The organism is Bacillus sp. Brlt_9 (assembly GCF_051948935.1).
Classification (GTDB): Bacteria; Bacillota; Bacilli; order Bacillales; family Bacillaceae_G; genus Bacillus_A.
Genome location: NZ_JAYJLO010000003.1, coordinates 409523 through 423261, shown reverse-complemented (window position 1 = coordinate 423261; position 13739 = coordinate 409523). Strand labels below are relative to the sequence as shown.

The 13739-nt window shown below is 32.6% G+C and carries 12 protein-coding genes; 6 read left to right on the top strand and 6 right to left on the bottom strand.

Features of this window, described 5'->3' with window-relative positions:
* The first annotated feature begins 57 nt into the window (after positions 1 to 57).
* A complete protein-coding gene (locus VF726_RS14515) occupies positions 58 to 900 on the top strand; it encodes a hypothetical protein (RefSeq protein WP_440169299.1) in 843 nt (280 codons plus the stop codon).
* 239 nt (positions 901 to 1139) lie between these two features.
* On the opposite strand, the gene VF726_RS14510 is transcribed toward VF726_RS14515, so the two are convergent.
* Positions 1140 to 1400: an AbrB/MazE/SpoVT family DNA-binding domain-containing protein gene (locus VF726_RS14510; protein ID WP_440169297.1), complete on the bottom strand. Its 261-nt coding sequence runs from the start codon at positions 1398 to 1400 to the stop codon at positions 1140 to 1142.
* Positions 1401 to 1648: 248 nt separating this feature from the next.
* On the opposite strand from VF726_RS14510, the gene VF726_RS14505 reads away from it, so the two are divergent.
* Together VF726_RS14505 and VF726_RS14500 are read left to right on the top strand one after the other, a co-directional pair.
* Positions 1649 to 2206, top strand: coding sequence for a hypothetical protein (locus tag VF726_RS14505; protein ID WP_440169295.1), 558 nt, complete (start codon positions 1649 to 1651; stop codon positions 2204 to 2206).
* Between the two features lie 10 nt (positions 2207 to 2216).
* Entirely contained in the window at positions 2217 to 2342 is a 126-nt protein-coding gene (locus tag VF726_RS14500; RefSeq protein ID WP_440169293.1) for a high-potential iron-sulfur protein, read from the top strand.
* A 59-nt stretch (positions 2343 to 2401) separates the two neighbouring features.
* On the opposite strand, the gene VF726_RS14495 is transcribed toward VF726_RS14500, so the two are convergent.
* Together VF726_RS14495 and VF726_RS14490 are read right to left on the bottom strand one after the other, a co-directional pair.
* Entirely contained in the window at positions 2402 to 2932 is a 531-nt protein-coding gene (locus VF726_RS14495) for a methyltransferase family protein (protein ID WP_440170187.1), read from the bottom strand.
* 255 nt (positions 2933 to 3187) lie between these two features.
* Positions 3188 to 4639: a UDP-N-acetylmuramoyl-L-alanyl-D-glutamate--2,6-diaminopimelate ligase gene (locus VF726_RS14490; RefSeq protein WP_440169290.1), complete on the bottom strand. Its 1452-nt coding sequence runs from the start codon at positions 4637 to 4639 to the stop codon at positions 3188 to 3190.
* Between the two features lie 149 nt (positions 4640 to 4788).
* Here VF726_RS14490 and VF726_RS14485 point away from each other — a divergent pair, with 149 nt between their 5' ends.
* A complete protein-coding gene (locus VF726_RS14485) occupies positions 4789 to 5253 on the top strand; it encodes a hypothetical protein (RefSeq protein WP_440169288.1) in 465 nt (154 codons plus the stop codon).
* Between the two features lie 498 nt (positions 5254 to 5751).
* On the opposite strand, the gene VF726_RS14480 is transcribed toward VF726_RS14485, so the two are convergent.
* The gene (locus VF726_RS14480) at positions 5752 to 6600 is read right to left on the bottom strand and encodes a hypothetical protein (protein WP_440169286.1); all 849 of its coding nucleotides are present in this window, start codon (positions 6598 to 6600) and stop codon (positions 5752 to 5754) included.
* Positions 6601 to 7028: 428 nt separating this feature from the next.
* On the opposite strand from VF726_RS14480, the gene VF726_RS14475 reads away from it, so the two are divergent.
* Positions 7029 to 8477, top strand: a complete 1449-nt coding sequence (locus VF726_RS14475) for a serine hydrolase domain-containing protein (RefSeq protein WP_440169284.1) — start codon at positions 7029 to 7031, stop codon at positions 8475 to 8477.
* Positions 8478 to 8815: 338 nt separating this feature from the next.
* Here VF726_RS14475 and VF726_RS14470 read toward each other — a convergent pair whose 3' ends face one another.
* On the bottom strand, positions 8816 to 9658 hold the full coding sequence (locus VF726_RS14470; RefSeq protein WP_440169282.1) for a peptidylprolyl isomerase: 843 nt from the start codon (positions 9656 to 9658) through the stop codon (positions 8816 to 8818).
* A 99-nt stretch (positions 9659 to 9757) separates the two neighbouring features.
* Entirely contained in the window at positions 9758 to 11557 is a 1800-nt protein-coding gene (glmS, locus tag VF726_RS14465; RefSeq protein ID WP_440169279.1) for a glutamine--fructose-6-phosphate transaminase (isomerizing), read from the bottom strand.
* 216 nt (positions 11558 to 11773) lie between these two features.
* Between glmS and VF726_RS14460 the strand changes: the two genes are divergently transcribed.
* A complete protein-coding gene (locus VF726_RS14460) occupies positions 11774 to 13330 on the top strand; it encodes a UDP-N-acetylmuramoyl-tripeptide--D-alanyl-D-alanine ligase (RefSeq protein WP_440169277.1) in 1557 nt (518 codons plus the stop codon).
* Positions 13331 to 13739 lie beyond the last annotated feature (409 nt).

Here is a 13739-nt window from a genome sequence, read left to right as displayed (position 1 = left end):
ATGTAACAAACAACAAACTAAAAAACAAAAAACAGAAATCAATTGGGGGACAAGAAAATGTTATTAAAAACAAAACTTATCGCAGGTGCAGCAGCTTTAACAATCGGAGCAACAGGCACTGGTCTAGGACTATACTTTACTGGTGAAGGAAAACTTAAGAATACTGAAAACGCATTGTATTCACTTAAACAAAAAGTAGAGGGTTATGATCAAAATGAGTTAACACTTATGCAAAAACTTCAAGTTTTAAAATTAAGTGCTAACGATAAAGTTCAATTAGCAAATGGAATCATTGAAAATAAGAACAAAGATATTGAACAGTTAAAGGCTGATAACGCTGAAATTAGAGATCACGCTGCTAAATTGACAGCTCAAATTGAGGAAATTTCTAAGCAATATGATGATCTACGCGCTCAGTTTATTGAAACTTCAGAAACACTAGACCTTACTACAGCTCAGAAAGAAAAAGTTGAAAAAGAACTTGCTAACAACATCAAACTTCTTGGAGATACAAGAAAACAACTTACTGATCTTCAAAAAGAATACGATAAAGTTGTAGCAGAAAACAAAAACCTAAAATCTACTAACGACAAGTTAGGTAAAGAAAATGATAAATTAGGTAAAGAAATTGACAAATTAGGCAAAGAAAATGATAAGTTAGCTAAAGAAAACGACAAATTAGCTAAAGAAAATGACAAACTTGGTAACCAAAACAATAACTTAGAAAACGAAAAATCAGGTTTAACTAGTGAGCTTAATAAAGCAAACACTAAAGTGGATGATTTAGATAAAGTTACTGAAAAAGTTAAACAAGAAACAAATCGCTTCACTCCAACAGAAAATGTTGATAAAATCGACACTACTGTTGAAGATGTGAAAGACGGCGCAAAACAAAAATAAATAAAAAAAGAGAGGCATTTATCCCCTCTCTTTTTAATATAAAAGCTTAACCAAATATTAACGGTCTACTAGACACATCCAACACGTAAAGTAGACAGTCCTATTAACATTTTTCCGCTTTAAGCAAAACTAAATAAAAAAAGAGAAGAGTATATCCTCCTCTCTTTTTTACATAGAAGCTGAACCGACTAACTATCTAACTACTTGACACATCCAACAGCGAAAAGTAGTGACTCCCATTAGCAATTTTTAGAAGTTTGTTCAGCTTCTATTTTTTTTACTATTCGCCTTACTTTATTTTCCAGTAAAGCATCGAAATCATTTGGTGCACTATCAAAATTATTAAAATTACTATCAGGATGTTTAATTAATATCATATTCCTAGTTGCATCATATTCAATTTCAACAATCTCATCTTCTCTCAGTTCCATCTTCTTTAGAAATTGACTTGGAAGAATAACACCTTGTGAATTCCCTATTTTACGCAATTTCCCCTGCATTTTCCCACCTCTTTCTATCGTTTATTTAAGAAGTATAATAACGACAGACTTGCTTAAAGTAAATTAATACTTATTGACCCATTATATTTAAGTATATCAAACTATGTAGATATATAGGAATACTCATTATACTACAAAAACGTTAAATAAGTCATCACTACTATTATTTCATTTGTATTTAGGATTTTATACTTAGGTAACTAACTACTTATTTATGTTTAAGCTTTTAATGTGAATGAGGTGTAGGATTGGATAATAAAACTAGAAAAATGTTTCAGGATGCTGCATTTGAATTATCAAAACAAATAAAGCCAGATGACAGCCCATCCCCATACTCTTATATGGTTCTAAGTTCTTTTGTTACAATCGAGATCTATTTTGATGCCGTTTTTTCTGTTAGACCAGAGGATTTCCCGTTCTCAACCAAGTCTTTATATCTAAGCAAACTTAAAGAATTAAAGAAAAATCAAATTAAATCCTTATATGTCTTCTTCTTACTCGATTACTTTGCTTTCTTGAAGTATGAAATGGATCCTAAATTCTTTAGCGCCTTCCCAATTACTTATAACGAATTAGAAACAGGCTTTAAAGATGCATTCAAAGATTATAACAAGGAACTTCTTTTATTAGATTCTGTTATTGAAAACTTCGAAAAGCCTTATCATCCTCGAACATTCTTACAACGTACCGGACTTCCAAAACAACAAGATGACCTGTTCTTAATTCACACTTTAAATGAATTAAAATATGAGCTTTTCCTTCAGTTTAACAAAAATATAGCTAGAATAATTAATGTTAAAAAATAGGGGGTGTCTTATGTCAGATTCTTGTAAAAACTGTATTTTCTATCATCCTGATAGTAGTCGTGAAGGCTATTGCGAGATGCTTAGAAAAGAAGTATATGCGAATGACTATTGCTCAGAATTTGAAGATAATAAATAAGGATTAACAACATTTGTATGAAGCAAAAAATGGAGTTGGAATTTACCAACTCCATTTTTTTAGTAAATGAATGGGAACAGTTTTTTCGTTGATTTTATATATTCTTCGTATTCTTTTCCGAAATATTTTATTAGCTGCTTTTCCTCAATTTTTATTTGGATTAAAAAAAGAATAAGCGAAGCTAACACTAAAAATGCAACAAATACGTAATTTAGCATTGTAATGCTAGCACCCCACAGAGCTACAATAAAGCCAGTATAGCAAGGGTGACGAATTAATCCGAAAGGACCGTGTGTAATTAATTTAGGTTTTTCATTAACTCGTAAAGTAGCAACATACTGATTTCCCATAAAATATACACAATAGTGCCTTAGAATTATACCCAAGTACATCATAGATAGGCCTATCCAATATAACCAATCATATTGCACAGGAATCGTACCTATCTGCAAATGAAATATTTTAAAAGAAACTATCGTAAACATAATTATTAAAACTGAAAATAATGAAATTGATTTTATATCTTGTTTCTTAGGCCGTTTACTTTTATCTTTCCTTAGGACTCTAAATTCTATTAGACTCCATAGCAACAAGCTTATTGCAAATAGATTCTGTGTATATACTGAGGGGAAAATAGACAATTTTAAACACTTCCTTAATTAAATAAACATCCATTGTCTATTTTATATACGATAAAAGTATTCCCTTTTTTTAGCATTCTTTCCTTTTGGAACTTCCAACAGCAATCTAATTCACTGAGATAAAAAAAGAACACGTATTTTAAGAGGAATCCGTGTTCTTTTTTGTTTCATAAGTGTAATTTAGGAATAAATTAAATCATTAAATTAACTAAGAAATTCGAGAACTACTTCCATATCATCAAAATGAATTGTTTGATCATTAAACACTTGATATGTTTCGTGCCCTTTACCTGCAATTATCACAATATCACCTATGCTGGCCATAGAAATAGCTTCTTTAATAGCTCCTTTTCGGTCCGCAATCATTGTATACTGCTGTGTATTACGTTTTACACCTTGCTCAATATCTTTTAATATTTGCTCAGGATTTTCAGTTCGCGGATTATCAGAGGTTATTACCGTAAAATCTGATAGTTCTCCTGAAATCTCTCCCATAATAGGTCTTTTTGTTTTATCACGATCACCACCGCAGCCAAACACAGTTATTATTTTGTTTGGATTGAACTGTCTTGCAGTTTTTAATACATTCATTAGAGCATCAGGTGTATGAGCATAATCAACTACAGCAGTAAACCCTCTATTACTCAATACACTCTCAAAACGTCCTTTTGCTCCTCTGATGCCTTTTAAAGCTTCTTTGATATCAACTATGCTAACACCCAGTTTCAACGCCGTAGAAATAGCAGCAAGGGCGTTATAAACATTGAACTTACCAGGAAGGTTGATTTTAATATGATACACCTTGTCAGAAAGTACTAAGTCAAAGGAGGAACCAGTCGGTGTAAACTGAACATTTTGTGCTTGTATATCAGCTTTTGAGTCTATTGCATACGTAATAATAGTTGCATCAGCGGTTTCACTTATTTCCAACCCTACAGGGTCATCGACATTCACTATGCCAGTTTCACACATATTGAACAGCTTCTTCTTTGCATTTTTATAATTTTCCATTGTTTCGTGATAATCAAGATGATCTTCAGTAAGATTAGTGAAGATACCAATATTAAAGCCGCAGTGATCAACACGGTTTAAATCAATTGCTATTGAAGTAACCTCCATAACGACATCCGAAACTTCTTGTCTCTTCATTTCATTTAGTATCATTTGCATTTCTAATGAATCAGGAGTTGTTGGAGTTGTTTTCTCGATATCTAGCGTTTTATTATTAACTTGAATGCCAATTGTACCAATTACACCAACAGTTCGTTGTACGTATTGAAGGATTTCAGATACTAAAAACGATATAGATGTTTTACCATTTGTCCCAGTGATACCGATCATATTGATATCCTTTGAGGGTTCATTATAAAATCGATCGGCAAGGTGTGACATAATCTCTCTAGAATTATGCACCTTAATCACCGCAATACGCTTATCGCTTACTTCAACATCTTTTTCCACTAATATTGCGGCTGCGCCACTCTCAATCGCCTTATCTAAGAATCTATGTCCATCAAGAGATTTCCCTGTAATACAAATAAACATTGAAGCTTTATCTACTTTCCTAGAATCGTATGCAAGACTTTCAATGTCCACGTTCACATCACCTTGCACTACAGTATATTTACAATCACTTAATAAGTCTCTTAATTTCAATTCGATTACCTCTTTCCATTCTTTCGATTAAAGTGATTATATTGTATTTTTGAAACTAAACAACCTTATTTTAAATTTCTGTGAAATTTATCCACATTTTTATAAACGAGTCATTATAATATATTTATATACAACTAGGAGGAATGAATATGAACGGAATCATAGAACTGGTTAGAAAAATCGAGCAAATTGAATCGAAAATAAAGGAATGGTTTATTTCAATGGACTCATACCAAGACGAGGTTTACAAGTTAGATATTACAGTTGGTAAAGAGCAGATTGCTGTCTTTGGTTATGAAAAAGGGAAAAGAGAAACATATGTACTACTAGTTAATGATTTTCACAGACGCATTAATGAAGCATTAGAGGAAAGGGTAACCTTACTGGAAACACTTAACTATATGCTTATTAAGGAAGGTAATAAAGTAGACGATATGTATAAGTATGTAAATAACACTCCGAATAGTGATCTGGCTGCAATGTTCATATCTGAGTTAACAGAGAAACTCATTCTTATCACAAATCTTACTAAAATTTCAACGAATGATTTTGGAAAGGAAATTGATAAAGTAAGGAACGAAAGAATCGAAAAATTAAAATTAAACCAAGAGTAAAAAACTATGATTACATAGTTTTTTATTTTATTCAAAATTATTTATTGAAATAAGAGTTAATTAGTTTTAGTTAAAATATTCTGACGAAAACTTGTTGTGTAGAATTTCAAATAAAAAACAAGTGAATTTTTACAAATTCAGTAAAAAAAGATCGGAAATATACCTTCATATTAAGGTTTTAGAGGGGAGGGGGATGCAATGGTATTCAGAAGTGACAAAGAAGCTCTAAGGGGCTTCTAGAGGCTTTAAAAAACTTGTTTAATTGAACATTGTACTTGAAGAGATAAGAATGGCACTTAAATCTGAAACTGTGTAGCGTAACTTTAATTTTTGACTAATAATTACTCCCTCCAGTTTTGCAATATTTTGCAATGCAAAATATTATGTATTTAAATTAGAAAACTTTGATAATTTAATTACACAACATTTAAAAAGAATATAGAAATAACACGTTTAAATATAACTCTTCTAAAACGTTTTATTTCTATATAATTATATTTATTTTAGATTTTCATCTGCGAGTAGGGCTGCATATGATCTTGAATTTTTCGTCTTCTCTTTATTTTTTGTAGAAGACTTTATTATTTTCTCAAGCTGAGCTTCACTTATTTGGCCCATACGTGATTCGTTTATTAGACTACCAATTAATTCCCATAAACGATCAACATTGCATTCTTGAGGTATTGATAGTATACCTTTATCACTTATTATTGTTTCTGGCCATCCTTCAATTTTTTCAGGATAAAGTTGTGACCAAATTAGAATGCCAGGTAATTTCGAGTATATAGAAAGGTTGTTAACATTATTAGTTATTACCTGACAATCTATAGATCTTAACAAATACATATTAGGCCTTTCTGGTAGGTATTGTTTTTTGTTTTGTATTTCATTTTCATCAAAAAAATAAATATGGTGAGTGTACAATCCAGTGTCTTTACTTTCGTTATTGAGATACGCGCGCCACATTTCAAACGTATTATCTAAAATTCTTAGGAAATTATCAGATAAACCTGTAGCTGTTTCTTTTTTTACAGCAAGGATTCTCCATTGAACAGATATAATGAATTCTTTTAGCCAGCTATCGTACTGAAATGTAGTGTAACCATTTTGAAATGGCTTGAAAATTTTCTCGGAGAACAATTTTTCATTCTTTGAAAATATTAATTCGCATTCACCACATAGTAAATACTGCTTTGAAATATCTTGATGTCTTGCGTCAGGACTTGCACCTTGCCTTAAATAACCTGTTGCCGACGTTTCTTTAAGCCACTTTCCGATAAATTTAGGTACTATGTGGCTTTTTTTTAGTTCTTTGTCTGAATTACATAAAGCGCATTTTCCTATCATCAATCAAATCTCCTTTCAATATAATATATAACATCTTAATATAAAAATATTCACCATTCAAATTACAAATTTGTATTTTTTTACTCATATAGGTTTGAAATTATCCGTGATATTAATCAGATATATTATGTATAGTGATAATAAAGTTATTGAATTTTGATTAAAAAAGATAAGAGCCTCACTACATTCTATATGCAGCAAGGCTCTTTAAAGTTGTTTCAAATTATATCCATCTTCTTATGTAATGCTTAAAAAATGAATAATAAAGTTGTTTACTTCTTATTGAACTAACGCCACCGTTAGTTTAAGTTTAACTCTTCGCAATTATTTGATATTATACAGGTGAATAGAAAGATAAATTAGAATTTAGTTTATAGTTATAAAAATAAGTTATTTATAACCTTATAATTCTTCAAAAAGGAGAGTGTATGAAAAAGACTATTGTTTTTGTATTAACGATATTTATATTATTCTCAGGATTCGCAACACAAGGTTATGCGTTGTCAGATTCGAAATCTGTGGCAATACAAGCATTGCTAGATGATGCTTGTCGTACGTCAGGTGTGCCTGGAATGTCAATCTCAATACTTGCTGATGGTGAAGTGTTCTACTTTTCTTCTGGGTATGCAGATCTTGAAAAGGGCCTGTCTGCAAGTGAAAATACACTCTATGAGTTGGCCTCGGTGAGTAAAGCTTTTACTGGTATGGGGATTTTGCTATTGGAAGAGCAAGGGCTGCTATCAATGACTGACCCTATCCAAAAATATTTACCTTGGTTTACGTTAAAGTATCAAGGTAAACCTGTTGATATGCAAAACCTTACACTAAATAACTTTCTTCACCATACCAGCGGTCTAACAAATATTAAACATCTTCAAAATATTCCACAAGGTAATACGCCTGATATGTTGCAAAAGACTGTGGAAACGCTGGTAGATGCAGAATTGGCGTTCTCTCCCGGTGAACAATATAACTATGGAACCGTTAATTATGACGTATTGGGTTTGGTTATTGAGATTGTATCACGACAAAGCTATGAAGACTTTATGAAGGAACAGGTATTTCTACCCTTAGGTCTTCACCAGACGTATGTTTATAAAGAAGATGCTCAAGCCACTGGACAGTTAGCACAGGGCTACCGTTCTTCCTTTTTTATAACAACTCCATTTAACGCTCCGGATTATGCCGGGAATAAACCTGCCGGCTATATCATTTCTAATACAAAAGATATGGCGCGTTGGATGGGCATACAGATGGGTATCGTGCAGGACATACCCGAAATATTTCACAGGGCCATCGAAAAATCACATAGAGGTGATATGTCTGTTTCGGCTGTCAATGATATGTATTATGCGGCAGGTTGGTCGGTAAACGCCGAACAAACGTTTATAGAACACACTGGGCGTAATCCAAATTTTAGTACCAAAGTAGCCATACTGCCAAATGAAAGAACAGCCATCTGCTTACTGAGCAACGGCGCAAATACCAATATAAACCTGGTACTACAAGTTAAAAATATATTAAACGGCAATCTAACTCAGCCATATGAGAAAAGTAGCACACAGCTTTTGGACATCATTTTGTCGTCTACCACAATTATTCTTTGCCTATTAGCCGTTCTGTTATTTTTCTTAGGATTAAGAAAAAGGAAAACGAATGAGCAGCAGTCAATGACAAAAAAGAGAACAATCGTAACAATTATTTTCCTAATCGCTACGATTGCCCAGTGTATAATGTTTTTTGCCTTCGATTGGTCAACGATACTTATTTGGCAAACATATAGTGTTCTTACAGCCTTAATTTCGTCAACATTATTAACAGCAAGCATTACTTGGTTTGTATATACTCACCGATTAGATGCCTCGGTCCGAATATAAGTATAATGTTAAGTAAATAAATCCTAATTTATCGATATTTTTAATTTAAAAAACAGAAGACACCTCGGTGTCTTCTTTAATGTCATCAACACTTCTCCTAGTTAAACCCACTTGCTATTTCTTCCACTAACCTGCCTCGTTAGTAGAAGAAGGATTTTTAAACAACTATATTATTTTTTAAATGACTTTATTGTAAATTAAACAACTTTATTATCTCTGTACATATTAATAAATGGATGAATTTCTTTAGCTGCACGTTATCTGTAGTATCAAACTTCTTACATAAAAAGCACACATCTTGTAGAAGATGTGTGCTATCTGGATAAATATAATTTGAATTATTTTATATTCTTAAATGTGCCTTCTAAATCTTTGTCTTTCACTTTAATATCTGCTTTTTTAAGTGCTTTATCTACCACTTGTTGATTCCATACACCACTCTGGTCTTGAGAACGTTCTGTTTCTAACTTCTTACGAATCTCATCTTTCATTTCTTCGAATGGTTTTAGTTCTTTTTTGTCGGTTAATTTTATTATATGGTAACCAAATGATGACTTAATTGGATCACTTACTTTGTCTTTTTCTAATTTGTAAGCAGCTTCTTCGAAGTTTTTATCCATAACGCCTGGGCCAAAGTAACCTAAGTCTCCACCTTTTGATTTAGAACCCGGGTCTTCAGAATATTCTTTTGCTAGACTTGCAAAATCCTCACCATTTTTAAGTTTATCCTTGATTTCTTTAGCTAACTTTTCATCTTTTACAAGGATATGACTCGCTTTAATTTCTGGCTTATAATGATCTTTTAAATCGTTTTCTGTAATACTTTCTTTTATTCCTTTTTGTATCGCGACTTGGACTTTCATTTGTTCTTTTAGTACGCTTTCATCTTTAATACCCATTTGTTCTAAACTTTGCTTAAAATTGTCGCCCATTTGTTTTTTCATTTCTTCTACTTTTTCTTCAGCTTCAGAATCAGTTACTTTGTATTGATCTAATAGAGCCTTTTTAGCCATTGTATAGTATAAAACTTTTTGCCCGAATTGATCTTTAAGTTCTTTATTTAATTCGCTTTCAGATACATTTCCAACCTTTGAAGTGGCAACAGTACCCATTGAACCGCAAGCGGATAGAGCTAATACGCCAGTAAGAGCTGCACCTAAGATAATTTTTTTACTTTTCATTTTATGTCCTCACTTTGGTGTTAGTTTTTTTTATATGTTATAACTCTATTTTATATCTATTATTCTATTTATCTAGAATATTGATATTAATTTTTCGGATTACATTACAGTTACTGATTTTGCTAAATTGCGTGGCTTATCGATGTCACAGCCACGTTGTAAAGCTGCGTAATAGCTTATCATTTGCATAGGAACAATGCTAACTAATGCAGATAGCATAGGATGTGTCTTCGGTATTGTAAATCTATCTCCATTTTGACTTAGACCTTCCATTGAAAGAATACAGCAATTTGCACCACGAGCCTTAACTTCTTGGACATTACCACGAATCAGCAAGTTTACTTCAGGTGAAGTGATAGGAATAATTACCGGTGTTCCTTTTTCAATTAATGCAATTGTGCCGTGCTTTAATTCTCCACCAGCAAACCCTTCAGCTTGAATATAGGATATTTCCTTTAATTTTAGTGCGCCTTCTAAACACACGTTATAGTCCATAGTACGGCCGATAAAGAAGCAATTTCGGGCTGTAGATAAATACTCCGAGGCAATCGATTTAAATTCTTCTTTATGAGCAATCATTTGTTCCATACCTTGTGCGATCTTAGAAAGCTCTTTCTTTAAATCAAACAATTTGGAACGCCCTGTTTTTTCACGAACAACGTCAGCTAAGATCGATAGAACAGCTATTTGTGCAGTATATGCCTTAGTAGATGCTACTGAAATCTCAGGACCAGCGTGTAATAGAAGTGTGAAATCAGATTCACGAGATAATGTAGAACCTTTGACATTAGTAATAGTTAAAGTCTTATTACCTTGTTTTTTAACAATCTGTAAAGCTTCACGACTATCAGCAGTTTCTCCACTTTGAGAAATAAATATTACAAGGTCATTCGATGCCATCATTGGTACATCCTGAGTAAATTCGCTAGCAATATGAATTTGTGTTGGAATATTAGACAACTTTTCTAACAATTTCTTACCAACCAGTCCAGCGTGATAACTTGTACCACAAGCAACAATATGAATGCTATTAGATGCTAAAACAGTACTAATCAATTCCTCATCAATACTGAAGTTTTCATTATTCGTATACTCATTAATCAATTTTCTAATCACCGTTGGCTGTTCATCGATTTCCTTTAACATATAGTGGTCATATGTTCCTTTTTCGATATCACCCGGATCAATCTCAGCTTTAAAAGGTGAACGGTTAACTACAGTACCATCTAATTTAAAATGACTAATAGTGTCTTTTGTTAGTATAGCCAACTCTTCATCTTCTAATTCAATAAAATGATCAGTTATATTTATCGCAGCCATTGCATCACTAGCAACTACATTAGCATTTTTACTAGTGCCTATTAATAAGGGACTTTTATTTTTAGCAGCATATAAGTTTTCTGGATGTTCTTTATCTAGCATAGCTAATGCATAACTTCCATCTAGTAATTGAATTGTTTTACGGAATGCTTCGAAAGTGTCAGAAGAGTCGTTAGACATTTTTTCTAACAAGTGAACAATAACTTCAGTATCTGTATCACTGTTAAATTGAATATCATTTAAGTATTCATTTTTTAGCTCATTGTAATTTTCAATAATACCGTTATGTACTAATACGAAACGAGCAGTCGTACTAGAATGAGGATGAGCATTTGATTTAGTAGCAGGACCGTGTGTAGCCCATCTAGTATGCCCGATGCCGATCGTTGCGTTGTTATCTGAATTTAAGATAGTTTGTAAATCTTTGATACGACCTTTTTGTTTATAGATCGTAATTTTTCCGTTTTCCATCGTTGCAATTCCAGCTGAATCATAGCCCCTATACTCAAGTTTACTTAATCCTGATATCAAATGTCCTTGTGCTGGTTCTAAGCCGATATACCCAACAATTCCACACATATTTTTTCCCCCTTAATGTATTTCCGATTGAAATGAAAATTGAATTTATAATTCCCAATAAGGATTTATATATAGCAGAAACATTAAAAACTATTCCATTAAATAAAATCAACCAGTAAACATTTAATTTTTTAAAGTAAGGAAAGGGAATATTTAATTTTGTTAGATAAATATTTATAGACAAATAAGAATGAAATAGAAGGCAGGAGAATATAAATGTTGGTAGATTTGATTGGAACGAAAATTACTAATGTTCACTTTAACACTGATGCATTAAAACCAGGTGGGTTATTTATCCCAATTAAAGGTTCAAAATCAGACGGACATAGTTTTATAGAAAAAGCTATCGGGAAAGGCGCGGTCGCAACTTTATGGAACGAGAGTATTAAAATACCGAAAAGTTGTAAAAATAAAATAGAGTTTATTTTGGTTAAAGATACACTAGAAGCTTTTCAGGATTTGGCAAATAAATATAGACATAAGGTAAATCCAATAGTAATCGGGATTACAGGATCAAACGGCAAAACAACAACTAAGGAATTTGTTTCGGCCACACTTGCGGAAAAATTTAAGATTCATAAAAACGAGGGGAATTACAACAATCACTTAGGAGTCCCATTAACTTTGCTATCTATGCCAGTGGATACAGAGGTTTGCATAGTAGAAATGGGTATGAACCATTTCGGCGAAATTGAATTGCTTAGCAATATAGCCAATCCAAACTATGCAATGATAACGAATATAGGGGAATCGCACATAGGCTTACTCGGATCGAGAGAGGGAATCGCTAGGGCGAAATCTGAAATTATGAGCGGTTTGATTAACAAAGAAAACATTTTAATTGATGGTGATGAACCTTTGCTATCTCATATTAAGGGCTATGAAATATGCGATTCTAGTATAAATGTAATAGGGGAATCCATTAGGAAGACAGAGGGAATGGCTATGGAAGGGCAGTGGCCCGGCAAGAGTCACGGCAATATTGCAATGCAAAAATATAACAATGAAAAGTGCGCCGCAAGGGAATCCGCTATAAAACAGGGGATAGAGAATAAACCTAAAAAGCATTGCATTGCAATGCAAAGTGGCGATATTGCAATGTGCGCGGCAGGTGCACCGCAAAAGAAAGATGCGGAAGGGCACGATGCAATGCAATATTTTGCATTGCAAAACAATAATAATGCATTGCACGAATCAAGGGAATCCTTAAGCGATAAAGGTATATTATGTAAGATCAATGGATTTAACTATACGATTCCGACTGTGGGTAAGCATAATTTTAAAAATGCTGCATTTGCAATTAGATTATCCCAACTTCTTGGACTGGACGAAGATCAAATACAGGAAGGGCTGCTTAAATATAAGAATCAGCCGCTTCGACTAGAATTTAGAGAGAAGGGGAGACATAGTTTTCTCTTAGATTGTTATAATTCTAGCCTGACATCGGCGAAAACAGCCTTGGAGACATTATCAACAATACAGACTACAAAAACGAAAGTAGCGATAATTGGAGATATTTTTGAACTTGGTGATGAGAGCAGGGGGATCCATAAGGAACTGGGTGTACTAGCAAATGATAGTGAAATTTTGTATTGGTTTGTAGGAAGTGAAACGAAACATTCTTACAGTTCTATCAGTTCGGACGTTAAATCAAAATATTTCACAACTGTCGATGAACTAATTGAACATCTAAAAATACAAAAAGAAGATTTATTCTTATTGTTAAAAGCATCAAGAGGTATGAAGCTAGAAAAAATTTATAATAATCTATAATTCTTGTGTGTAGTATGAACTAATTGTTGTCTAGAAGAACTATAAGATGGATAGAGCTATAGGAATAGTATCTTAAAATGCATATGGAATCGGTATAAAAGTAGCAGATGTTTAAATGTAGCTGGAGTATTGAGCAGTGATTGAATACTAGTTCTACTATCCGTTAATACTGTTTAGTAGTATAAAGTACTGATTTGTAGTGCGATAAACGCAGAAATCCCGTTAAAAACAAAGAATAGTAATTACTTTGCATTGCAAAGTAATGCAGAATGTATACAAGAATATGAAATTAGTAATTAAATTATAATGTTTTGCAATGCAAAGTAATATATATGTAATGCAAAACAATGTAAAGTAATGCAAGAAATCCATAGATTTCGCAACGCAATGCAATATTTTGCAATGTAAT